The organism is Streptomyces sp. NPDC000345 (genome assembly GCF_042898825.1).
GTDB lineage: Bacteria > Actinomycetota > Actinomycetes > Streptomycetales > Streptomycetaceae > Streptomyces.
This window is the reverse complement of the sequence record NZ_JBIAZE010000001.1, coordinates 444,941-465,000: the sequence shown is the minus strand read 5'-3', so window position 1 is coordinate 465,000 and position 20,060 is coordinate 444,941. Positions and strand designations below refer to the sequence as shown.

Here is a 20,060-nt window from a genome sequence, read left to right as displayed (position 1 = left end):
CGCCGGCGGACCGTCCCCCGCCTCGGGATGAGGGAGCGGGAACTGGGTACACAGGTGTGTCATCTGGAGGTTCTGGATCGTGGAAGTCACCGACTGGCTGCTGACCTCGGGCGAACGCGGCAACGACGCGACCCGGCTGGACAGCCGCCGAGCGGATCGAGCGGCTTGGTCGTACGGGAACCTGGTACGGCCCCTCGTCCACGGCGCCACGTACTTCCCGGAACTCCTCCGCGCGATCCGCGCGCAGCGCGCCGGAGACCTGCTGCTGTTCACCGACTGGCGCGGCGACCCCGACGAGCGCCTCGACGGTCCCGGCAGCGAGATCGGCACCGTCCTGTGCGAGGCCGCCGAGCGCGGTGTGATCGTCAAGGGGCTGGTCTGGCGCTCCCACCTGGACCGTTTCCAGTTCAGCGAGAGCGAGAACCGGCATCTCGGCGAGGAGATCGAAGCGGCGGGCGGCGAGTGCCTGCTCGACATGCGGGTGCGCCCCGGCGGCTCGCACCACCAGAAGCTCGTCCTGTGCCGGTACTCCGGTCGTCCCGACCTCGACGTCGCGTTCGTCGGCGGCATCGACCTGTGTCACAACCGCCGCGACGACGCGACACACCGCGGCGACCCGCAGTCACTGCCCATCGCCGCCGCGTACGGTCCGCACCCCCCGTGGCACGACATCCAGCTCGCGATACGCGGACCGGCCGTCGGCGACATCGAGGCCGGCTTCCGCGAGCGCTGGGAGGACCCGGCGCCGCTCAGCCGCAGCCCGGTCGTCCGCCTGCGGGAGCTCGCCCACCGTGAGGACACGGAGGCCGACCCGCTGCCGCCCCAGGCACCCGACCCCTCGCCCTGCGGCACCCACACCGTCCAGGTCCTGCGGACCTACCCCAACCGCCTGCTGCAGGGCTACGACTTCGCCCCCGACGGCGAGCGCAGCATCGCGCGCGGCTACCGCAAGGCGCTGCGGCGGGCCCGGGCCCTGATCTACCTGGAGGACCAGTACCTGTGGTCCCCGCAGGTGGTGCGCTCCTTCGCCGAGGCACTGAGCGCCCACCCCGGCCTGCGCCTGATCGCGGTCATCCCCTCCGTCCCCGAACAGGACGGCCGGCTCACCCTGCCGATGAACCTGATCGGCCGGATCACGGCCATGGACGCGCTGCGCCGCGCCGGAGGCGGGCGCGTCGCGGTGTACGGGCTGGAGAACCACGCCGGGACACCGGTGTACGTGCACGCCAAGGCGTGTGTGATCGACGACGTCTGGGCCTCGGTCGGATCCGACAACGTCAACCTCCGCTCCTGGACCCACGACTCCGAACTCAGCTGTGCCGTCCTGGACGAGCGGACCGACCCACGCGCACCACGCGACCCCGGCGGTCTGGGGGACGGTGCGCGCGGCTACGCCAGGAACCTGCGCCTGGAGCTCTCGCGCGAGCACCTGGACATCGAGGCACCCCGGACCCCGGATGCGCCCGACCCGCTCTGCGACCCCCGGAGCGCCTTCGACGCCTTCGCGGCGAGCGCCGCCGCCCTCGACTCCTGGCACGACAACGGTCGCCGCGGCCCGAGGCCACCGGGGCGCCTGCGCACCTACCGTCCGCCGAGCCTCGCACCCGCGGTCAGGACCCTCTGCACACCCCTGCACCGCCTGCTCGTCGACCCCGACGGCCGCCCCTTCGGCATGCGCCGCCGCAACACCTACTGACGCGCCCGTCCCGTCCGGCCGCAGCCACGCTGCTCAGCCCTCGGCCTCCACCCCACCGATCGGCACCAGCAGCCCGTCTCCCGCGGGGTACGGACGTTCCTGAGGCAGCAGCCGGGCAGCGGACTCCAGGTCCCCACCGCTCACCAGGGCGTGGATCTCGTGGACGAGCGGGGTCACGTCACGGATGGAGACCGTCCACTCGTCCGCGTAGCGTCGCGCGGCCTCACCGGAGAGGCCGAGTTGCAGGGACCGGTACGGCAGGGGCCGCAGGCGCAGGTCCCGCTCCGGGTCCCACTGGACACGGGTGGGCGCGCGCTTCAACTGACGCTGCCAGGCTGCGCGGTCGGGGTGCACCCCGTGGGCGTAGCTCGACAGACAGGCGTGGCGCAACGCCCAGTCGAAGCCGTCCCGGGTGATCTCGACCGCGAGAACGGTCTCCTGCCCCTCCTTGGCACCCCAGCCGCAGCGGTACATCATCCACAGGAAAGACGGCTTGATCCATGTCATCCTGTCCCGCTTCCACGCGGCCGGGAAACGGCCGTCGCGGACGGCGGGCAGGCCGATCTGCGGGGAGTACGCCTGGTAGACGGTGATCGTGGATTCCGAGTGGGCCGCACGGATCCTGCGTTGCGGTTCTTCCATGGTGTACAGCGTGGAGTCGGCCGGGGCGGGCGGCCACTGATTTTCGACCGACGCTCGCCGCGACGGAAGAGCGACGGCCGCGGGCGGGCCGGACGGGCGCGGAATCGGTGGGGACCCTCGCGCGTTGAGGACAGCGGGCAGGGTACGCCGGCCGTGGGCGGACCGACCGGCCCGAGTGACCGAGCAGACAGATATTGGAGGGCCGTGATGGCTGCGCAGACGCAGAGGGCCGTGCTGGCCGGCGGATGCTTCTGGGGGATGGAGGAGCTGATCCGCCGACTCCCGGGCGTGACGGCGACCCGGGTGGGATACACCGGGGGTGACGTACCGAACGCGACGTACCGCAACCACGGGACGCACGCGGAGGCCATCGAGATCCTCTTCGACCCCGCGAAGACCGACTACCGCACGATCCTGGAGTTCTTCTTCCAGATCCACGACCCGAGCACCAAGAACCGCCAGGGCAACGACATCGGCCTCAGCTACCGCTCGGCGATCTACTACGTGGACGACGAGCAGAAGCGGATCGCCGAGGACACGATCGCGGACGTGGACGCCTCCGGACTGTGGCCCGGCAAGGTCGTCACCGAGGTGGAGCCGGTCGGCCCCTTCTGGGAGGCCGAGCCCGAGCACCAGGACTACCTGCAGCGCTACCCGGACGGCTACACCTGCCACTTCCCGCGCCCGGGATGGCGGCTGCCCGCCCGCTCGGAGGGCTGACCGCGAGCCGGTCCGGCCCGGTCGTGGCGGCGTCCCGACCGGGTCGCCCGCTCGTCTTTCGGTGCAGCGGGGGTCAACGCGGGAGCCGCCGTCGTACGGTCCGTTTCCAGGCCGACCGTCACTCAGCCGCAGCCACACCTTGCGCACCACGCACCGGCCCCGCATTCCGCCGCGCGGTCCGCTGCCGGGCGTCCGGCGGCGGCCCCGCGTCCGCCGGCCCGGCGTCAGTGGGGCAGCGTCGCCGGGCTGCCGCCGTTCGCCTCGTAGCCCGCCACCGCCAGGGCCCGGTACACCGCGAACTCGCCGGCCGGGTCCTGGGACAGCGTCCAGGGGAGGGCGCCGACGTGGCCGTCGACGTGTATCAGCTGGTTCATGGCCTCGGCCCAGCGCTCCCCCCGTACCAGGAAGAAGACCAGCAGGTGGCGGACGTGCGCCAGCATCGGGTCGTCGGGGCGGGCCGCGTGCACGGCGAAGAGGGCGCCGTGGATCGCCTTCGTCACGACCTCGCTCTGGTAGAAGCCGCTGACCAGGTTCACCTCGGGCAGGTGCTCGAAGACCGCGAACAGCGGCATCGCGGCGAGGAGCGAGCCCCGGGGGGCGCGGGCCGCGGCCGCCTCCGCGAACGAGGTGGCCAGCTCGCGCGAGCCGTGCCACTTCTCGCACCAGTAGTGCAGGGCCGCGAGATGCGCCCCCATGTGCGCCGGGGCGCGGTCGAGGATCCTCAGCCAGAGCTGCTCGAACTCCGCCTGCGAGTAGTTCAGGCCACGCGCCACCGACAGCTCGATGATGTAGGGCACCGGGTCACCGGGGGAGAGCAGCGCAGCCTGGCCGCAGGCGTCCTTCGCCTCCTCCATGATGATCCGGAAGTCGTCCGTGCCTCGCGTGGACGTCCGCCAGGCCTGCTGGACCAGGAACTCGGCGTGCACCGCCGCCCCGCCGGCGTCCTTGGGCGCCTCCGCCCGCCACACCCGCAGCCACTGCCCGCCCGGCGCCTCGCTGACGCCGCCCGGCCGCTGCTGCAGCTCCAGCGCGGCCGCGCCCGCGAAGGCCTGCACGCGCTGCCAGCGCAGCTCGCCCTCGGTCTCCGTCCCGGCCAGGAGCTGCTGGGCCGCCCGGTAGTCCTGTGTGCGCTGCACCACGTCCAGGACGTCCAGCAGGTCCTGGTCGGGGCCGGGCATGCGGATGTCCAGCTCCTCCGTGCGCACGAAGCCGTAGTTCGCCGGGTCCGCCGCGTCCGGGTGGCCCGCCGGGACCTGCTCGATCATGCCGCGCCTGCGCCGCAGGAACGGCAGCACCACGAAGCTGAGCATGACCAGCGCCATCAGGACCCAGAGAATTTCCATGTCTCAAGCGAACCAGACGCCGCCGACAATTGGCCAACCCCGCCCCCCGAGCCTGTGGAAAAACGTCCCTCCCCGACCCGACGGCCCTCGTGGGCTCTCCCCTCCAGGCCCGGCGAGGGCGGTCTCGGCAGGGCGGCCGTCCGGCAGCAGCCCCGCGAGCGCACTACGCTCGGTGCCCATGAGCGACAGGCACATCAGTCAGCACTTCGAGACCCTCGCGATCCACGCGGGCAACACCGCCGATCCCCTGACCGGCGCGGTCGTCCCGCCGATCTACCAGGTCTCGACCTACAAGCAGGACGGCGTCGGCGGTCTGCGCGGCGGCTACGAGTACAGCCGCAGCGCCAACCCGACCCGCACCGCCCTGGAGGAGAACCTCGCCGCCCTCGAGGGCGGCCGCCGGGGCCTCGCGTTCGCTTCGGGACTGGCGGCCGAGGACTGCCTGTTGCGTACGCTGCTCAGCCCCGGCGACCACGTGGTCATCCCCAACGACGCGTACGGCGGCACGTTCCGTCTCTTCGCGAAGGTCGTCGCCCGCTGGGGCGTGGAGTGGTCGGTCGCCGACACCAGCGACCCCGCAGCCGTACGGGCCGCGATCACCCCGAAGACCAAGGCCGTGTGGGTGGAGACCCCCTCCAACCCGCTGCTCGGCATCACCGACATCGCCGCCGTCGCCCAGATCGCCCGGGACGCGGGCGCCAGGCTCGTCGTCGACAACACCTTCGCCACGCCGTACCTGCAGCAGCCGCTGTCGCTCGGCGCGGACGTCGTGGTGCACTCCCTGACCAAGTACATGGGCGGTCACTCCGACGTCGTCGGCGGCGCGCTGATCGTCGGCGACCCGGAACTGGGCGAGGAACTGGCTTTCCACCAGAACGCGATGGGCGCGGTGGCCGGGCCCTTCGACTCCTGGCTGGTGCTGCGCGGCACCAAGACGCTGTCGGTGCGCATGGACCGGCACAGCGAGAACGCCACGAAGGTGGCCGACATGCTGACCCGCCACGCGCGCGTGACGAACGTGCTCTACCCGGGCCTGCCCGAGCACCCCGGTCACGAGGTCGCGGCCAAGCAGATGCGGGCGTTCGGCGGCATGATCTCCTTCCAGGTCGCCGGCGGCGAGGAGGCGGCCGTGGAGGTCTGCAACCGCGCCAAGGTGTTCACGCTCGGCGAGTCCCTGGGCGGCGTCGAGTCGCTCATCGAGCACCCCGGCCGTATGACGCACGCCTCCGCGGCGGGCTCGGCCCTGGAGGTGCCGGCCGACCTGGTCCGTCTCTCCGTGGGCATCGAGAACGTCGACGACCTGCTGGAGGACCTGCAGCAGGCGCTGGGCTGAGCCCTCACGGGGCTTCCCCGGCCGGTGAGCTGGGCGGTCACCAACCGGTGAGCGGTGGAGTCGTGTCCGACGGCGGCTCCACCCAGGGCCGTGCCATGGACGCCCAGACGACGAACGCCACCGTCGCGGCGAACAGCAGCAGCCACAGCAGCCGCCGGGCGATCGTCCGGCGTCGCAGGATGCGGCTGCCCCGGCGTACGACGTCCGCGTGCAGATCCACCGGCAGGCGTGGTGTGGTCCGCTCCATCATCTGCCGTACGGCGGCCTCCCGTTCGGGCCGGTTCACGACGCCGCCGCCTTCGCGCCCACCCGCGCGGGAGCCGGTCCGCGCGGCGGACGCAGCAGGGCCGTGGTCGCCCGGTCGCAGATCAGGTGGATCCGTTCCCCGGGCAGCCCGAGCAGCGCCGCGACCTGCTCCTCGGCGACGCCCTCGTAGAGCCTGAGGACCAGGACGAGCCGGTGCTGCGGGGAGAGCGCGGCCAGCGGGCCGGCGGGACGGGCCCGCCCGAACGGCAGACCGCCGTATCGGTGCCACGTCCCGCGGGCGAAGCGGACGGCCAGACACTCACGGGCGTGGTTGTACGGGTCCTCCCCGCGCAGCCGGTCCCAGCACGCGTACGTGTGCGCGAGGGCGCGGGTCAGCAGGCGCCGCGCGCGGGGGTTGTCCTCGGGATCCTCCGCCGTGAGCAGGGTGGCGGTCTGCAGCAGCCGTCCGCCCGCCCCGGCCACGAACGCCTCGAACTCCCTGGCCCGGCGGGCTTCCTGGACCGAACGCCTCTCTCGCACCCCGAGCCTCCCGCCTGACGGCGCCCCCTGGACGGGTCCCGGTGGAACACCGGCGCGGTACCACCTACGACGAAAGGGGACCCGGTCTCATCTGAGGCCAGGGGTGGGCTTTCGGTCAAGAGCCACGCACGCGCGGGTGCCCCGACGGTTCAGGAAGCGGCCGGTGACGGCTCCGTGCCCGGGACGCCCTGGGCGGCCATCCGGGCGGACAGCCCGATGTTGAAGCGGGTCAGGAGCGTGCAGAACGCCTCCCGCTCCTCCGGGGACCAGTCCTCGGTCAGCTCGGCCATCAGCTGACGCCTGGAGGAGCGCACTTCCTCCAGCCGCGACTGCCCGCGCGGGGACAGCTGCAGGACGACGGCCCGCCCGTCCTCGGGGTGCGAGGTCCGCTTGACCAGGCCGGTGTCGACGAGCGGAGCCACCTGCCGGGTGACGGTCGACGAATCGATCCCCATGCTCGCGGCGAGCGCCTTGACGCCCATCGGGCCTTCCTTGTCGAGGCGGTTGAGCAGCAGGTACGCGGCACGGTCCATGGAGTTGCGCACCTGCCCGACGCCGCCGAGCCGGGTCTGTTCGGCTCGGCGTGCGAAGACCGCGACCTCGTGCTGCAGCGTGTCGAGAAGACCGGTGTCACCGACGGTCGTCATGTCCATCGACATTTCAGGTGTTGTGGGCATGGCCGGGGGCTCACTTCATGAAGGGGGTCTGGCTGGAATGGGGGACAGAGTACGCGGCTGGAAGCCGGGCCGTACCGGCGCCGGCGAAACCAGTCTCGGAGGTTGGTCACAGCGGCCGTTCCCGCCTGTGAACTGCGATGCTGATGTCATGAGCTATGCCACGGCTGACTCCTTGCGGCCCGTCACCCTCGACGACGTGCGCGGCGCCCAGAAGATGCTCTCGGGCGTCGCGCGCATGACCGCGATGGAGGGGAGCAGGCATCTGTCCCAGCTCGTGGGCGCGCCGGTGCACCTCAAGTGCGAGAACCTCCAGCGGACCGGCTCGTTCAAGCTGCGCGGCGCGTACGTCCGGATCTCCGGGCTGCTGCCGGAGGAGCGGGCCGCCGGGGTGGTCGCGGCGAGCGCGGGCAATCACGCGCAGGGCGTGGCGCTGGCGTCGTCGCTGCTGGGCGTGCGTTCCACGGTGTTCATGCCGAAGGGCGCCCCCCTGCCGAAGATCAGCGCCACCCGGGAGTACGGCGCTGAGGTGCGCCTGCACGGCCAGGTGGTCGACGAGACGCTGGCCGCCGCGCAGGAGTACGCGGCCGGGACCGGCGCGGTGTTCATCCACCCCTTCGACCACGCCGACGTGATCGCGGGGCAGGGCACGGTGGGCCTGGAGATCCTGGAGCAGTGCCCGGACGTGCGCACGGTCGTCGTCGGGATCGGCGGCGGAGGTCTCGCGGCGGGCATCGCCGTCGCGGTGAAGGCGCTGCGGCCGGATGTGCGGATCGTGGGCGTGCAGGCCGAGGGGGCCGCGGCGTATCCGCCCTCGCTGGCCGCCGGGCGGCCGGTGTCGATCCCGTCCCCCGCCACGATGGCCGACGGGATCAAGGTCGGCCGGCCCGGTGACGTGCCGTTCGGGATCGTCGGCGAACTGGTGGACGAGGTGCGCACGGTGACGGAGGGCGAGCTGTCCGCGGCGCTGCTGCTGTGCCTGGAGCGGGCCAAGCTGGTCGTCGAACCGGCCGGGGCGAGTCCGGTCGCCGCGCTGCTGAGCGAGCCCGGCGCGTTCGAGGGGCCGGTCGTCGCGGTGCTGTCGGGCGGCAACGTCGACCCGGTGCTGATGCAGCGCGTGCTGCGGCACGGCATGGCGGCGCAGGGCCGCTACCTGGCGGTCAGCGTGCGGCTGACGGACCGGCCGGGTGCGCTCGCCACGCTGCTGGGGGTGTTGTCAGTGGTCGACGCTAACGTCTTGGACGTGAGCCATGTGCGGACCGACCCGCGTCTCGGACTGACCGAGGCGGAGGTCGAGCTGCACCTGGAGACGAAGGGGCCGGCGCACTGCGCCGAGGTCGGTCAGGCCTTGCGTGAGGCGGGGTACACGATCGTCGGCTGAGGCGCGGCGCTGCCGGGAGACCTGTGATCCCGCAGGTCACAGCCCATTCGCTCACTCGAACGAGCGAACTCCGTTGTGAGTCGCGATACATCGCGTTACGGTGGAAGCGTGGTCGCCCGTGGGGCGGCACAAACAGCGCATACCTAGGCTTTTCGAAGGATCCCCGAAGACGTGGAGAACTTTTATGCCAGGCGCCATCTATGCCGAAGGCCTGGTGAAGACCTTCGGTGACGTAAGGGCTCTGGACGGCGTCGACCTGGACGTCCCGGAGGGCACCGTCCTCGGCCTGCTCGGGCCGAACGGCGCGGGCAAGACCACCGCGGTCCGCTGCCTGACCACCCTCCTGCGCCCCGACCGCGGCCGGGCGCAGGTCGCAGGCTTCGACGTGCTCAAGCACCCCAACGAGGTGCGCCGCTCGATCGGCCTGTCCGGCCAGTTCGCGGCGGTCGACGAATACCTGACCGGCCGCGAGAACCTCCAGATGGTCGGGCAGCTCTACCAGATGAAGGCGAGAGCCGCGAAGGCCCGGGCCGAGGAACTGCTGGAGCAGTTCGACCTCGCCGATGCCGCCGACCGCACGGCCAGGACCTACTCCGGAGGCATGCGCCGCCGCCTCGACCTGGCCGCCGCGCTCGTGGTCTCGCCCCCCGTGATGTTCATGGACGAGCCGACGACCGGCCTCGACCCGCGCAACCGCCAGCTGCTGTGGGACGTGATCAAGCGCCTCGTCTCCGGCGGTACGACGCTGCTGCTCACCACCCAGTACCTCGAAGAGGCGGACCACCTCGCGCACGACATCGCGGTCGTCGACCACGGCCGGGTCATCGCCCGCGGCACCTCCGACCAGCTCAAGGCCCGCACGGGCGGCGAGCGCATCGAGGTCGTGGTCCACGAACGCGAGCAGATCCCGACGGCCCGCGAGGTGCTCGCCGGCTTCGGCAAGGGCGAGACCACCGTCGAGGAGCACACCCGCAAGCTCACCGTGCCCGTCACCGGCGGCGCGAAGCTGCTCGCCGAGGTCATCCGCGAGCTGGACGCACGCGGCATCGAGATGGACGACATAGGCCTGCGCCGCCCCACCCTCGACGACGTCTTCCTCTCCCTGACGGGACACGTGGCCGAGGAGCGGGCCGAGCAGAACGGCCGACGCCAGGACAAGCAGAAGAGCAAGGAGGCCGCGGCATGACCGCCGTCACCGACACCCTCCGCCAAGCGGCCCCCGGCCACCCCGTGAGCCAGTCCGTGCGCGACTCGCTGGTCGTTGCAAAACGCAACCTGATCCGGATGCCACGCATCCCGAATCCTGTTCGCCCGTGTCGGTCAGGTTTCACCTCAGGCAAGGAGCCGGTGAAGTGAGCGCCATGAACGACTCCCTGGTCATCGCCCGCAGGAACCTGATTCGCATGAGCCGGATTCCTGAGATGGTTATTTTCGGGCTGATCCAGCCGATCATGTTCGTGGTCCTCTTCACGTACGTCTTCGGCGGCTCGATGAACATCGGCGGCTCCACCGACCCGGACGTCTACAAGAACTTCCTGATGGCCGGCATCTTCGCGCAGACCGTCACCTTCGCCACCGCCGGTGCCGGTGCCGGCATAGCCGACGACATGCACAAGGGCCTGATAGACCGCTTCCGCGCCCTGCCCATGGCACGCGGCGCGGTACTCACCGGCCGCACCATGGCCGACCTCGTGCAGACCGCGCTCACCCTTCTCGTCCTGGCGGCCGTCGCCCTCCTGGTCGGCTGGCGACCCGGCTCCGCGGAGCCCACCAACTTCGCCAGGGTCATGGCCGGCTTCGGCCTGCTGCTGTTCCTCGGCTACGCCTTCACCTGGATCGGCGCTCTCATCGGCCTGACGGTCCGTACTCCTGAGGCGGCCACCTCCGGCGGGCTGATATGGCTCTTCCCGGTGACCTTCATATCCAACGCGTTCGTGGACTCCTCGCAGATGGCGTCCTGGCTCCAACCGATCGCCGAGTGGAACCCGTTCAGCGCCACCGTCCAGGCCTGCCGCAAGCTCTTCGGCGACCCGGGCGTCTCCCCCTCCGACGCGTGGCCGATGGCCCACCCCGTTTGGGCCTCGCTCATCTACTCGGTGGTGATCGTCGCGATCTTCCGCACGCTCGCGGTCCGCAAGTACCGCTCGGCGACGGCGTGACGGGCCGGCACGGCGAGGGGCGGGCATGACGAAGCCCCCGGCGTCACGGGGCGCCGGGGGCTCGTCCGGAAACGTCCGGGAGCCGTGGAGGCCGGGAAGGGGCCGGTCAGCCGCTGTAGGGCTCGGCCTTGAGGATGCGCACGGAGGCCTTCTTGCCGTTCGGCAGCTCGTACTCCGCGTCCTCGCCGACCTTGTGACCGATCACGCCGGTGCCCAGCGGGGACTGCGGCGAGTAGGTCTCGATGTCGGCGCTCGCGTACTCGCGCGAGGCGAGCAGGAACGTCATGGTGTCGTCCTCGTCACCGTCGAAGGCGATCGTCACGACCATGCCGGGCGCGACCGCACCGTCCGCGGAGGCCGGTGCCTCGCCGACCTTGGCGTTCTCGAGAAGCTGGGTCAGCTGGCGCACGCGGAGCTCCTGCTTGCCCTGCTCCTCCTTGGCCGCGTGGTACCCGCCGTTCTCGCGCAGGTCGCCCTCCTCGCGCGCGGCCGCGATCTTGGCGGCGATCTCCGTGCGCGCAGGACCAGTAAGGTACTCAAGCTCGTCCTTGAGCTTGTTGTACGCCTCCTGGGTAAGCCAGGTGACGGACTCGCTGGTCTGGGTCACAGGTGCTCCTCGTCGGTACTGGGAATACAAAGCATCGCCCTACCCACAAGCATGTTCCCCAGGGGATGGGCGAAACCACGAGCCTAACAATTCAGCGGGCAAAGGGGGAGGACATAAGCCACCAGAATTGCGTCAGCGCAGGTCAGCGCCTACGCATTGCCGAGGGTGGAGCGGGCCGCGGGGCAGCGGGCAGGGCGCCCGGCCCGGCGGCGTCAGTCCGCATGGCAGCCCAGCAGCTCGGCCGTCGTGCCCTTCGCCGTCGTGCGGAGCGTGACCGTCTTGTCGATGCGGGTGTCCGACCCGGAGAAGCGGAAGTCCGCCCGGCCCACCTCGGCGCCGTCGGCCGCCTGTGAGCGCACCGTGCAGTAACCGCTCGCACCCGCGTCCTTGCGGACCTCCAGGTGGACCTGCACCGTGTTGTCCGAGGCCGCCTCGAAGGTGATCACCTCGGCGCTGATCTTGTTCTCGCCGACGTAGTGATAGGCGAAGTAGCCCACCACCACGAGCAGGATCGCGCCGAACACGACGCCGGCGATCTTCAGGGTGCGGTCGGCACGCTCGTCCGAGGCACGGCCGTAGCGGCCCTCGGGCACTCGGGTGCTCGCCGTACTCATGATCGTCCTCTCGGCAGGCCAGGGCCCTGGAATTATTCGCCCCCCGATTCGGTCACTATAGAAGCCTGCGATCGCGCCGGTTCACACGGGCGCCGACTTACCGAGGATTGAGTCTTGACTGACCAGCTGCGACTGATGGCCGTGCACGCGCACCCCGACGACGAGTCGAGCAAGGGCGCGGCCACCATGGCGAAGTACGTGTCCGAGGGGGTGGACGTGCTGGTGGTGACCTGCACGGGCGGGGAGCGCGGCTCCATCCTCAATCCCAAGCTTCAGGGCGACAAGTACATCGAGGAGCACATCCACGAGGTACGCAAGAAGGAGATGGACGAGGCCCGGGAGATCCTGGGCGTCAAGCAGGAGTGGCTCGGCTTCGTCGACTCCGGCCTGCCCGAGGGCGACCCGCTGCCGCCGCTGCCCGAGGGCTGCTTCGCCCTGGAGGACGTCGACAAGGCGGCCGGCGAGCTGGTGAAGCAGATCCGCTCCTTCCGTCCCCAGGTGATCACCACCTATGACGAGAACGGCGGTTACCCGCACCCCGACCACATCATGACCCACAAGATCTCGATGGTGGCCTTCGAGGGCGCGGACGACACCGAGAAGTACCCCGAGGACGAGTTCGGGCCCGCGTACCGGCCGCAGAAGCTGTACTACAACCAGGGCTTCAACCGCCCCCGCACCGAGGCGCTGCACCGGGCGATGCTCGACCGCGGCCTGGAGTCCCCCTACGGGGAGTGGCTCAAGCGCTGGGACGAGTTCGGTCAGAAGGAGCGCACGCTCACCACGCACATCCCGTGCGCCGACTACTTCGAGATCCGTGACAAGGCGCTGATCGCACACGCCACGCAGATCGACCCCGACGGCGGGTGGTTCCGGGTGCCGATGGAGATCCAGAAGGAGGTCTGGCCGACCGAGGAGTACGAGCTCGCGAAGGCTCTCGTCGATACCTCCATCCCCGAGGACGACCTCTTTGCGGGCATCCGCGACAATGCCTGACATGAGCGCAAGCGTGAGCCTGGCAATGACGCACCTCGTCCCCCTCGCCAAGGAGGTCGACGAGAACAAGGTCACCCCCGGCGTCCTCGGCTTCATCGTCTTCGCGGCGATGGCACTGGCGGTGTGGGCCCTGATGAAGTCGATGAACAAGCACATGGGCAAGGTCGACTTCCAGGAGGCACCGGACGGCGAGGAGTCCCCCTCCTCGTCCCCCGCCTCCGGCACCACGGGGAAGGCCTCCCCGGCGAAGGGCTGAGCGGACCACCGAGGCAGGGGTGGGGCACGTCCCCGGGCATGCTCTCCGGCACACCCCACCCCGTGCCCGGCACACCCCACTCGGCGCCCGCCCGGGCACACCCCCCCGGCGCCGCCCGCGCCTGCGGCCTGCGCGCGGCTGCCGCCCGCGCGCCTACCCCTGGTCCACCGCCACCCCCATCACCTCCCGCTCGTGCCGGCCCGGTACCAGCCCCAGGCGCCAGGCCTGCCAGCCCGCCTCCGGCCGTACGCCCCGCTCCAGCAGCACGGCGTACGCCTCGATGCACTCGGAGAGCTTGGTGTCCCGCAGGGGGTGCGTGGAGCGGCTCAGCTGGGCCAGTTCCTCCTGGGCGACGGCCGTGCCGGCCTCCACCCCGCCCGGCGCGGCGTACGGCAGGAGGGTGCAGCGCAGGAAGCGGGCCCAGTCCTCGCCGCGGCGGTCGCCGTAGGAGGAGAACAGTCCCGCCGCCTCGTCGCACAGGGCCAGGGCCTGCTGGGGGCGGGCGTTGCCCGCCTCGACGATCGCCAGTTCCAGGCAGGTCCACGCCTCGCCGTGCGCGACACCGATGCGCTGGAAGTCGGCCCGGGCGTCGACGAGGAGCTGCCGGGCGAAACCGGAGTTGCGCAGCGAGCCGGTCTGGGCCGCCCGCTGGTCCCTCGTGACCCGGGCCGAGTGGTGGCGGGCGCAGGCCAGGCCGTAGACGTCGCGCATGCGGGAGAAGAGGGAGCGGGACCGTTCCAGTTCGCGGACGGACGTGTCCAGGTCACCGGTCTCCTCCAGGGCGAGACCCAGGTAGTACACGCTCCAGGCCTCGCCGCGGGCGTCCTCGTTGCCGCGGTGCCGGGCGGCCGCCGCGCGCAGCCCCTCCACCGCCGGGGACGGATCACCGGCGATCATGCGGGCGCGGGCCAGCTGGGTCAGGGCCCAGGCCTCGCCGCGGGCGTCGCGGGTACGGCCGTAGAGCTCGAGGGCGCGGCGCAGGTCGGTCTCCGCGGCGGGGACGTCGCCGCGGCGCAGGTTCAGCTGGCCGAGCTGGAAGTGGGCCCAGGCCTCGCCGTGCACGGAACCACCCTCGCGGTGCAGCACGAGGGACCGATTCAGCAGGTCCAGGGCCTCGCCGAGACGGGCCCGGTCCCGCTCCACCGCCGCCAGCGCGTGCATCGTCCAGGCGCGGTCCGTCGCCAGCTCGGGCGCGGACTGCAGATCCATCGCCTCCCGCAGTTTCGCCGCCGCCTCCGTGAGATGGCCCTGGTGGTGCAGGGTGATGCCCAGCGAACACAGGGCACGGGCCGCGCCCGCGTCGTGATGGGCCCGGAGGTAGAGGTCGACCACCGAGCTCAGCGTCGTGCGGGCCTTGTCCAGCTCGCCCAGCTGGCGGGCCGCGATGCCGGTACGCCACTGCACGGACCGCACCAGCAGGTCCTCACCGGCCGACTGGGCCAGCTCGCTGATCTCACCGAGGCGGTAGAGGTCACCGCGCAGCAGGCAGTAGTCGCACAGCGCACCCAGCAGACTCAGCACGGCCGTCTCGTGCACACCCTCCGCCTGGCGCAGGGTCGCGGTGATGAAACTCGACTCGTCGTCCAGCCAGCGCAGCGCCTCGTCCAGGGACGTGAAGCCGTGCGGGGTGAAACGGTCCGAGCGGGTCGACATGTTGCCGTCGACCAGCCGCAGCACCGAGTCGGCGAGCTCGGCGTAGCTGACGATCAGCCGTTCCTGGGCCGCCGTCAGCTCCGTCTGGTCCTCCTCGTCCAGCAGCCGGGCCTGGGCGAAGGCGCGGACCAGGTCGTGCAGGCGGTAGCGGTCGCCGCGGACCCGGTCGACCAGACCCGCGTCGGCGAGCGCCGCGAGATGCCGGGCCGCCTCCCCGCGGTCGGTGGCCAGGAGCGCGGCGGCCGCGGCCGCGCCCAGCGAGGCCCGCCCGGCCAGCGCGAGGCGCCGCAGCAGCCGGCGGGTGCCCTCGGGCTGGTCGGTGTAGCGCAGCCACAGCGCGCGCTCGACGGGCTCCACGGGGCCGTACGCCTCCAGGGCCGTCGCCAGTCCGCGAGGTGAGCGCGGGCCCAGCGCGGAGCCGGCGACGCGCAGGGCCAGGGGCAGGCCGCCGCACAGCTCCCGTATGCGGTCGGCGGATTCGGCGTCGTACGGCCCTGACGCGTCCTGTGCGGCCGCGCTCAGCAGTTCCTCCGCGCCCGCCGCCTCCAGGGGCCCCACCGGGAGCCGGTGCACCCACGCGGACAGCTCGGCGGGCAGTTCCAGCGGGACCCGGGAGGTGACCAGGACCAGACTGTCGGAGCGTTCCGGGACGAGCACGCGCACCTGTTCCGGGTCGGAGGCGTCGTCCAGGATCACCGTGACCGGCAGTCCTGCGAGATGCTGGTAGTAGAGGTCGGCGAGACGTTTGACCTGCTGGTCGGGTGAGGAGCGCTCACGGAAGAGGAGCTGTTCACGGGGGGCGCCGAGCCGGTTCAGCAGGTGCAGCAGGGCGTCCCGGGTGGGCAGCGGGGCCCCCTCCGCGCCGTCGCCGCGCAGATCGACGACGCACGCGCCGCGGAACTGGTCCCGCAGGTCGTGCGCGGCCCGCACCGCGAGGGTGCTGCGGCCGCTGCCGGGCGGGCCGTGCAGGACGACGACCGTGGGCCTGGTCCGCGTGCTCGCCCGGGCCGCCTGTACCCACTGCCGGATCTGCGCCAGCTCCGCCCGCCGTCCCGCGAACGGGCCGACGGGCGCCGGAAGTTGGCCGAACGACTGGTCCAGCACGGTCCGCCCGCGCGCCGCCGCGCTCTTGTCCGCGCCCTTCAACTGCGGGCCCGGCGCCTTCTTCGGCCGAGGCCCGGTCGTCGCGCTCAGCACCCGTTGCTCGTCGAGGAACGGGCGGATCCCCCGTACCTCCAGCGCCGTCAGCCACTGCAGCCGCAACTGCTCGGCGCCGCCGGGCTGTCCGGCCTCACCGGCGTGGTGATGCGCGGCCGGCAGATGCGATCCCGCCACCTTCACCACGGTGGCCGCGGCCCCGACCACGCCGACGGTGACGCCGGCCCCGAGGGCCGTGCCGGGGCCGGTGCCGAGCGCGAGATCGGCGACGGCGGTCGTCACGGCGGCAACACCCGCCACCAGCAACGGAGTCCGCCCCCCGGCCTCACGCGCATACCGCTGCGCGAAGCTGACCCGCCCGGCCTCCCGCGCGTCCAGGGCCCGAGCATAGGCCTCGTACTCCTCGGCGGCCGTCTGCGCCATCGCGTCCAGCGCCCCACGCGCCCGCGTCATCAGCACCTGCCGGTCGGTCCGCCCGCCGGACCGCCGCACCTCCTCCTCCACGGCCCGCGCCAACAACCGCTCGGCTTCCGCTCTATGGCTGTCCCGCATGTTCCGTCCCCCTCGAGCGGTCTCAGCTTTCGTCGGTCAAGTGTGCGGCGGGCGGCTCCGGGGCGCGAGGGGGCGTACGGGCACCGATCGGCCTGGAGCGGCACGGTGCTTCGCGGGGCGGGAATCCCCCTCGGGGGGGGGCCGGTCGGCCGCCGGGGCCCGGTGCGCGGGCCGCAAAGGGACGGCGGACCCGGCGCGCGGGTCACCGCGACGTCCGAGGTCGCCGTCCGGGCGACGTCTGCCTCGTGACGAGCGGGGTACTGCGGCAGGATGGACTCCATGGCGAACCGACTGGCCCATGAGACATCCCCCTACCTCCTCCAGCACGCCGACAACCCCGTCGACTGGTGGCCCTGGTCGGAAGAGGCCTTCGAGGAGGCGCGCCGCAGGGGCGTGCCGGTGCTGCTCAGCGTGGGGTACAGCAGCTGTCACTGGTGCCATGTCATGGCTCGGGAGTCCTTCGAGGACCGGGCCACCGCCGACGATCTCAACGCGCACTTCGTGAGCGTCAAGGTCGACCGCGAAGAACGTCCCGACGTGGACGCCGTGTACATGGAGGCCGTGCAGGCCGCCACCGGGCAGGGGGGCTGGCCCATGACCGTGTTCCTGACGCCCGACGCCGAGCCCTTCTACTTCGGTACGTACTTCCCGCCCGCCCCCCGCCATGGCATGCCCTCCTTCCGGCAGGTGCTGGAGGGGGTCCGGCAGGCCTGGGCCGACCGGCGGGAGGAGGTCGCCGAGGTCGCCGGGAAGATCGTGCGGGACCTGGCGGAGCGGGAGATCTCCTTCGGGGACGGCCGGGCGCCGGGGGAGCAGGAGTTGTCGCAGGCGCTGCTCGGGCTGACGCGGGAGTACGACCCGCAGCGGGGCGGGTTCGGCGGGGCGCCGAAGTTCCCGCCGTCGATGGTGGTCGAGTTCCTGCTGCGGCATCACGCGCGGACCGGGGCCGAGGGTGCCCTGCAGATGGCCCAGGACACCTGCGAGCGGATGGCGCGGGGCGGGATCTACGACCAGCTCGGCGGCGGCTTCGCCCGGTACTCCGTCGACCGGGACTGGACGGTGCCGCACTTCGAGAAGATGCTGTACGACAACGCCCTGTTGTGCCGGGTGTACGCCCATCTCTGGCGCGCCACCGGCTCCGAGCTCGCCCGGCGTGTCGCTCTGGAGACCGCCGACTTCATGGTGCGGGAACTGCGGACCGCTGAGGGCGGGTTCGCCTCCGCGCTCGACGCCGACAGCGACGACGGGACCGGGAAGCACGTCGAGGGCGCGTACTACGTGTGGACGCCCGAGCAGCTGACCGAGGCGCTGGGCGAGGAGGACGCCCGGCTCGCGGCCCACTACTTCGGGGTGACCGAGGAGGGCACCTTCGAGGAGGGCGCCTCCGTCCTCCAGCTGCCGCAGCAGGACAGCGTCTTCGACGCCGAGAAGATCGCCGGCATCAGGCGGCGGCTCCTCGACGCCCGCGCCCGGCGTCCCGCACCCGGCCGGGACGACAAGGTCGTCGCCGCCTGGAACGGGCTGGCCGTCGCCGCGCTCGCCGAGACCGGTGCCTATTTCGACCGCCCCGATCTGGTGGAGGCGGCCGTCGGCGCCGCCGATCTCCTCGTACGCCTGCATCTCGACGAGCAGGCCCGGCTCTCCCGCACCAGCAGGGACGGGCGGGCCGGGGCCAACGCCGGGGTGCTGGAGGACTACGCCGACGTGGCCGAGGGGTTCCTCGCGCTGGCCTCGGTCACGGGGGAGGGGGTGTGGCTGGAGTTCGCCGGTTTCCTGCTGGACCACGTTCTCGCGCGGTTCGCCGACCCGGGGTCCGGGGTGCTGTACGACACGGCCGCCGATGCCGAGCGGCTGATCCGCAGGCCGCAGGACCCGACCGACAACGCCGTTCCCTCCGGGTGGACGGCCGCCGCCGGCGCACTGCTCGGGTACGCCGCCCACACCGGCTCAGAGCCGCACCGCGCCGCCGCCGAGAAGGCCCTCGGTGTCGTCAAGGCTCTGGGGCCGCGGGTGCCCCGTTTCATCGGCTGGGGGCTCGCCGTCGCCGAGGCGCTGCTCGACGGGCCGCGTGAAGTCGCCGTCGTGGCGGCGGGGTTCGACGAGCCCGCCGCGAGGACCTTGCTGCGTACGGCGCTGCTCGGCACCGCGCCCGGAGCGGTCGTCGCCTTCGGCACCGCCGGGAGCGACGAGTTCCCGTTGCTCGCCGGCCGTCCGCTGAGCGGCGGGGAACCGACGGCATACGTCTGCCGTAACTTCACCTGCGACGCGCCGACGACCGATTCTGAACGGCTTCGGATCGCGCTGGGCGGCTGAAACGCACTTTCCGATCCGCGGCGGGAAGGATCTCAGGCGCCGCTGAGGATCATCGCGCCCAGCGTGAGCTGAGCACCCCACTGCACCAGCACGGCGCCGAGCCTCGCGTACGTCCAGCGGGCTCGGGGCCACACCAGTGCGGCCACACCGGCCAGCACGGACAGCCAGAACACGCCGTACAGGACGGTGCCGGGGACCGACGAGCACTGTTCGCCGTAGGTCAGGCAGCGGCTGCCGCGCTCGGTGGCCAGCACGGCCAGCCAGGCGAGGGCGACGGTCGGCAGGAGGGAGAGGAGTCCGGCCACGGCCCAGCCGGTGAGGTAGCGGTCCTTCTGCCGGGGTGTGAGGGTGACCTGCTGCGGCGCGGTGGTGTTCATGGCTCCATCCCACCGCGCGGCGGGGCTCCGGGTGATGCGCCGTCGTACTCAGTTTCCCTGCGCACGCATGCTCAGGGCGTCCTCGACGATGGCCTCCAGCTGTTCGTGGTGCGCGCCCTTCCAGTACGCGCGGCCGCAGGACTCGCACCGGGCGAAGACGTCGTACGAGCGGTGGGTGCCGTGCTCCAGCTGGTCGGCGACCTCGTCCTTGGTGGCCGCGTGCAGCAGGCCGTTGCAGGCGGTGCAGCGGCTCCAGGGGCGCAGGTCGGGGCGGAATCGGTCGAGGATGTCCCGGAGCTGGTCCTCGGGGCGGGTGCTGTAGACGAAGGCGCCGGCCCACAGTTCGCGGCGGCGCAGCAGGCCCCGGTCGCGGCTGAGCATGACCCGCTGCTCGGCGGCCGAACGGGCGGCCAGGGCCGGATCGCCGATGTCCGTCGACTCGTAGGCCGTGTCCACGCCGAGCAGGCGCAGCCGGCGGGCGAGGGTGCCGAGGTGGACGTCGAGGAGGAAGCGCAGGGGAGCGCCGGGGACCTGCTGGGGGCGGGCGACCGGGCGGACGGCCACCGACTCGCCGTTGGAGGGGATGTGGGAGACCGGGGCCTCGTGGCCGTCCACGAGGAGGGCGCCGACCTCCGTCAGCGGGACGCCGAGGGATTCGACGACATGGCCGAGGGTGGAGACGCCGTCGACGGCGAGGGGGTGGGTCCCGGTACGCCGGGCGTGCGGGACGAACACCGCCAGCTCGGGGGCGACTTCGACGAGGATCTCGGGTGCGTTCACCTGGTCAGGATGGCATGGCG

General features: G+C 72.1%; 20 protein-coding genes. 10 read left to right on the top strand and 10 right to left on the bottom strand.

What is annotated here, in order from left to right; all coding sequences use genetic code 11:
* The first annotated feature begins 79 nt into the window (after positions 1 to 79).
* Positions 80 to 1,696 (top strand): phospholipase D family protein, encoded by a 1,617-nt coding sequence (locus tag ACFY30_RS02165; protein ID WP_390843273.1) that lies wholly within the window; start codon positions 80 to 82, stop codon positions 1,694 to 1,696.
* Between the two features lie 33 nt (positions 1,697 to 1,729).
* On the opposite strand, the gene ACFY30_RS02160 is transcribed toward ACFY30_RS02165, so the two are convergent.
* On the bottom strand, positions 1,730 to 2,338 hold the full coding sequence (locus tag ACFY30_RS02160) for a DUF4291 domain-containing protein (protein ID WP_390843272.1): 609 nt from the start codon (positions 2,336 to 2,338) through the stop codon (positions 1,730 to 1,732).
* A gap of 207 nt (positions 2,339 to 2,545) precedes the next feature.
* Here ACFY30_RS02160 and msrA point away from each other — a divergent pair, with 207 nt between their 5' ends.
* A complete protein-coding gene (gene msrA / locus ACFY30_RS02155) occupies positions 2,546 to 3,058 on the top strand; it encodes a peptide-methionine (S)-S-oxide reductase MsrA (RefSeq protein WP_390843271.1) in 513 nt (170 codons plus the stop codon).
* Positions 3,059 to 3,282: 224 nt separating this feature from the next.
* On the opposite strand, the gene ACFY30_RS02150 is transcribed toward msrA, so the two are convergent.
* Complete coding sequence (locus ACFY30_RS02150) at positions 3,283 to 4,401, bottom strand: hypothetical protein (RefSeq protein ID WP_390843270.1); 1,119 nt, start codon at positions 4,399 to 4,401, stop codon at positions 3,283 to 3,285.
* Between the two features lie 178 nt (positions 4,402 to 4,579).
* On the opposite strand from ACFY30_RS02150, the gene ACFY30_RS02145 reads away from it, so the two are divergent.
* The gene (locus tag ACFY30_RS02145; protein WP_390843269.1) at positions 4,580 to 5,734 is read left to right on the top strand and encodes a cystathionine gamma-synthase; all 1,155 of its coding nucleotides are present in this window, start codon (positions 4,580 to 4,582) and stop codon (positions 5,732 to 5,734) included.
* 37 nt (positions 5,735 to 5,771) lie between these two features.
* Here ACFY30_RS02145 and ACFY30_RS02140 read toward each other — a convergent pair whose 3' ends face one another.
* The 3 genes from ACFY30_RS02140 to ACFY30_RS02130 form a co-directional block, all read right to left on the bottom strand.
* Positions 5,772 to 6,020 (bottom strand): hypothetical protein, encoded by a 249-nt coding sequence (locus tag ACFY30_RS02140; protein WP_390843268.1) that lies wholly within the window; start codon positions 6,018 to 6,020, stop codon positions 5,772 to 5,774.
* On the bottom strand, positions 6,017 to 6,520 hold the full coding sequence (locus tag ACFY30_RS02135; protein WP_390843267.1) for a sigma factor-like helix-turn-helix DNA-binding protein: 504 nt from the start codon (positions 6,518 to 6,520) through the stop codon (positions 6,017 to 6,019). Before ACFY30_RS02135 ends, ACFY30_RS02140 begins: the two co-directional genes overlap by 4 nt.
* A gap of 149 nt (positions 6,521 to 6,669) precedes the next feature.
* Positions 6,670 to 7,179, bottom strand: a complete 510-nt coding sequence (locus ACFY30_RS02130) for a MarR family winged helix-turn-helix transcriptional regulator (RefSeq protein ID WP_390658383.1) — start codon at positions 7,177 to 7,179, stop codon at positions 6,670 to 6,672.
* A 166-nt stretch (positions 7,180 to 7,345) separates the two neighbouring features.
* Here ACFY30_RS02130 and ilvA point away from each other — a divergent pair, with 166 nt between their 5' ends.
* From ilvA to ACFY30_RS02110, 4 genes are all read left to right on the top strand, one after another.
* Entirely contained in the window at positions 7,346 to 8,575 is a 1,230-nt protein-coding gene (gene ilvA, locus ACFY30_RS02125) for a threonine ammonia-lyase (RefSeq protein ID WP_390843266.1), read from the top strand.
* 184 nt (positions 8,576 to 8,759) lie between these two features.
* Positions 8,760 to 9,761: an ATP-binding cassette domain-containing protein gene (locus tag ACFY30_RS02120; RefSeq protein WP_390843265.1), complete on the top strand. Its 1,002-nt coding sequence runs from the start codon at positions 8,760 to 8,762 to the stop codon at positions 9,759 to 9,761.
* Positions 9,758 to 9,931 carry an integral membrane transport protein gene (locus ACFY30_RS02115; RefSeq protein ID WP_390843264.1) on the top strand — a complete coding sequence of 58 codons (174 nt, stop codon included), beginning with the start codon at positions 9,758 to 9,760 and terminating at the stop codon, positions 9,929 to 9,931. Before ACFY30_RS02120 ends, ACFY30_RS02115 begins: the two co-directional genes overlap by 4 nt.
* 5 nt (positions 9,932 to 9,936) lie before the next feature.
* Positions 9,937 to 10,734: an ABC transporter permease gene (locus ACFY30_RS02110; protein WP_390843676.1), complete on the top strand. Its 798-nt coding sequence runs from the start codon at positions 9,937 to 9,939 to the stop codon at positions 10,732 to 10,734.
* 106 nt (positions 10,735 to 10,840) lie between these two features.
* Here ACFY30_RS02110 and greA read toward each other — a convergent pair whose 3' ends face one another.
* Positions 10,841 to 11,341, bottom strand: a complete 501-nt coding sequence (greA, locus tag ACFY30_RS02105; protein WP_390658386.1) for a transcription elongation factor GreA — start codon at positions 11,339 to 11,341, stop codon at positions 10,841 to 10,843.
* 212 nt (positions 11,342 to 11,553) lie between these two features.
* Entirely contained in the window at positions 11,554 to 11,955 is a 402-nt protein-coding gene (locus ACFY30_RS02100) for a DUF4307 domain-containing protein (RefSeq protein ID WP_390843263.1), read from the bottom strand.
* 135 nt (positions 11,956 to 12,090) lie between these two features.
* On the opposite strand from ACFY30_RS02100, the gene mca reads away from it, so the two are divergent.
* A complete protein-coding gene (mca, locus tag ACFY30_RS02095) occupies positions 12,091 to 12,951 on the top strand; it encodes a mycothiol conjugate amidase Mca (RefSeq protein WP_390843675.1) in 861 nt (286 codons plus the stop codon).
* Complete coding sequence (locus ACFY30_RS02090) at positions 12,944 to 13,207, top strand: hypothetical protein (protein ID WP_390658388.1); 264 nt, start codon at positions 12,944 to 12,946, stop codon at positions 13,205 to 13,207. Before mca ends, ACFY30_RS02090 begins: the two co-directional genes overlap by 8 nt.
* 153 nt (positions 13,208 to 13,360) lie before the next feature.
* Here ACFY30_RS02090 and ACFY30_RS02085 read toward each other — a convergent pair whose 3' ends face one another.
* Entirely contained in the window at positions 13,361 to 16,570 is a 3,210-nt protein-coding gene (locus ACFY30_RS02085; protein WP_390843262.1) for a tetratricopeptide repeat protein, read from the bottom strand.
* Between the two features lie 279 nt (positions 16,571 to 16,849).
* Here ACFY30_RS02085 and ACFY30_RS02080 point away from each other — a divergent pair, with 279 nt between their 5' ends.
* A complete protein-coding gene (locus tag ACFY30_RS02080) occupies positions 16,850 to 18,883 on the top strand; it encodes a thioredoxin domain-containing protein (protein WP_390843261.1) in 2,034 nt (677 codons plus the stop codon).
* 32 nt (positions 18,884 to 18,915) lie between these two features.
* Here ACFY30_RS02080 and ACFY30_RS02075 read toward each other — a convergent pair whose 3' ends face one another.
* Together ACFY30_RS02075 and ACFY30_RS02070 are read right to left on the bottom strand one after the other, a co-directional pair.
* Positions 18,916 to 19,260 carry a hypothetical protein gene (locus ACFY30_RS02075; protein WP_390843260.1) on the bottom strand — a complete coding sequence of 115 codons (345 nt, stop codon included), beginning with the start codon at positions 19,258 to 19,260 and terminating at the stop codon, positions 18,916 to 18,918.
* Between the two features lie 48 nt (positions 19,261 to 19,308).
* A complete protein-coding gene (locus ACFY30_RS02070; RefSeq protein WP_390843259.1) occupies positions 19,309 to 20,040 on the bottom strand; it encodes a Mut7-C RNAse domain-containing protein in 732 nt (243 codons plus the stop codon).
* Positions 20,041 to 20,060: the final 20 nt, after the last annotated feature.

What these genes read in the sequence shown, in the direction of transcription:
- ACFY30_RS02130 (WP_390658383.1), bottom strand. Translation starts at nt 7,179, where the DNA reads ATGTCGATGGACATGACGACCGTCGGTGACACCGGTCTTCTCGACACG.
- mca (WP_390843675.1), top strand. Translation starts at nt 12,091, where the DNA reads ATGGCCGTGCACGCGCACCCCGACGACGAGTCGAGCAAGGGCGCGGCC.
- ACFY30_RS02145 (WP_390843269.1), top strand. Translation starts at nt 4,580, where the DNA reads ATGAGCGACAGGCACATCAGTCAGCACTTCGAGACCCTCGCGATCCAC.
- ACFY30_RS02100 (WP_390843263.1), bottom strand. Translation starts at nt 11,955, where the DNA reads ATGAGTACGGCGAGCACCCGAGTGCCCGAGGGCCGCTACGGCCGTGCC.
- ACFY30_RS02085 (WP_390843262.1), bottom strand. Translation starts at nt 16,570, where the DNA reads ATGCGGGACAGCCATAGAGCGGAAGCCGAGCGGTTGTTGGCGCGGGCC.
- ACFY30_RS02090 (WP_390658388.1), top strand. Translation starts at nt 12,944, where the DNA reads ATGCCTGACATGAGCGCAAGCGTGAGCCTGGCAATGACGCACCTCGTC.
- ACFY30_RS02110 (WP_390843676.1), top strand. Translation starts at nt 9,937, where the DNA reads ATGAACGACTCCCTGGTCATCGCCCGCAGGAACCTGATTCGCATGAGC.
- ACFY30_RS02120 (WP_390843265.1), top strand. Translation starts at nt 8,760, where the DNA reads ATGCCAGGCGCCATCTATGCCGAAGGCCTGGTGAAGACCTTCGGTGAC.
- ACFY30_RS02160 (WP_390843272.1), bottom strand. Translation starts at nt 2,338, where the DNA reads ATGGAAGAACCGCAACGCAGGATCCGTGCGGCCCACTCGGAATCCACG.
- msrA (WP_390843271.1), top strand. Translation starts at nt 2,546, where the DNA reads ATGGCTGCGCAGACGCAGAGGGCCGTGCTGGCCGGCGGATGCTTCTGG.
- ACFY30_RS02075 (WP_390843260.1), bottom strand. Translation starts at nt 19,260, where the DNA reads ATGAACACCACCGCGCCGCAGCAGGTCACCCTCACACCCCGGCAGAAG.
- ACFY30_RS02080 (WP_390843261.1), top strand. Translation starts at nt 16,850, where the DNA reads ATGGCGAACCGACTGGCCCATGAGACATCCCCCTACCTCCTCCAGCAC.
- ACFY30_RS02115 (WP_390843264.1), top strand. Translation starts at nt 9,758, where the DNA reads ATGACCGCCGTCACCGACACCCTCCGCCAAGCGGCCCCCGGCCACCCC.
- ACFY30_RS02150 (WP_390843270.1), bottom strand. Translation starts at nt 4,401, where the DNA reads ATGGAAATTCTCTGGGTCCTGATGGCGCTGGTCATGCTCAGCTTCGTG.
- ilvA (WP_390843266.1), top strand. Translation starts at nt 7,346, where the DNA reads ATGAGCTATGCCACGGCTGACTCCTTGCGGCCCGTCACCCTCGACGAC.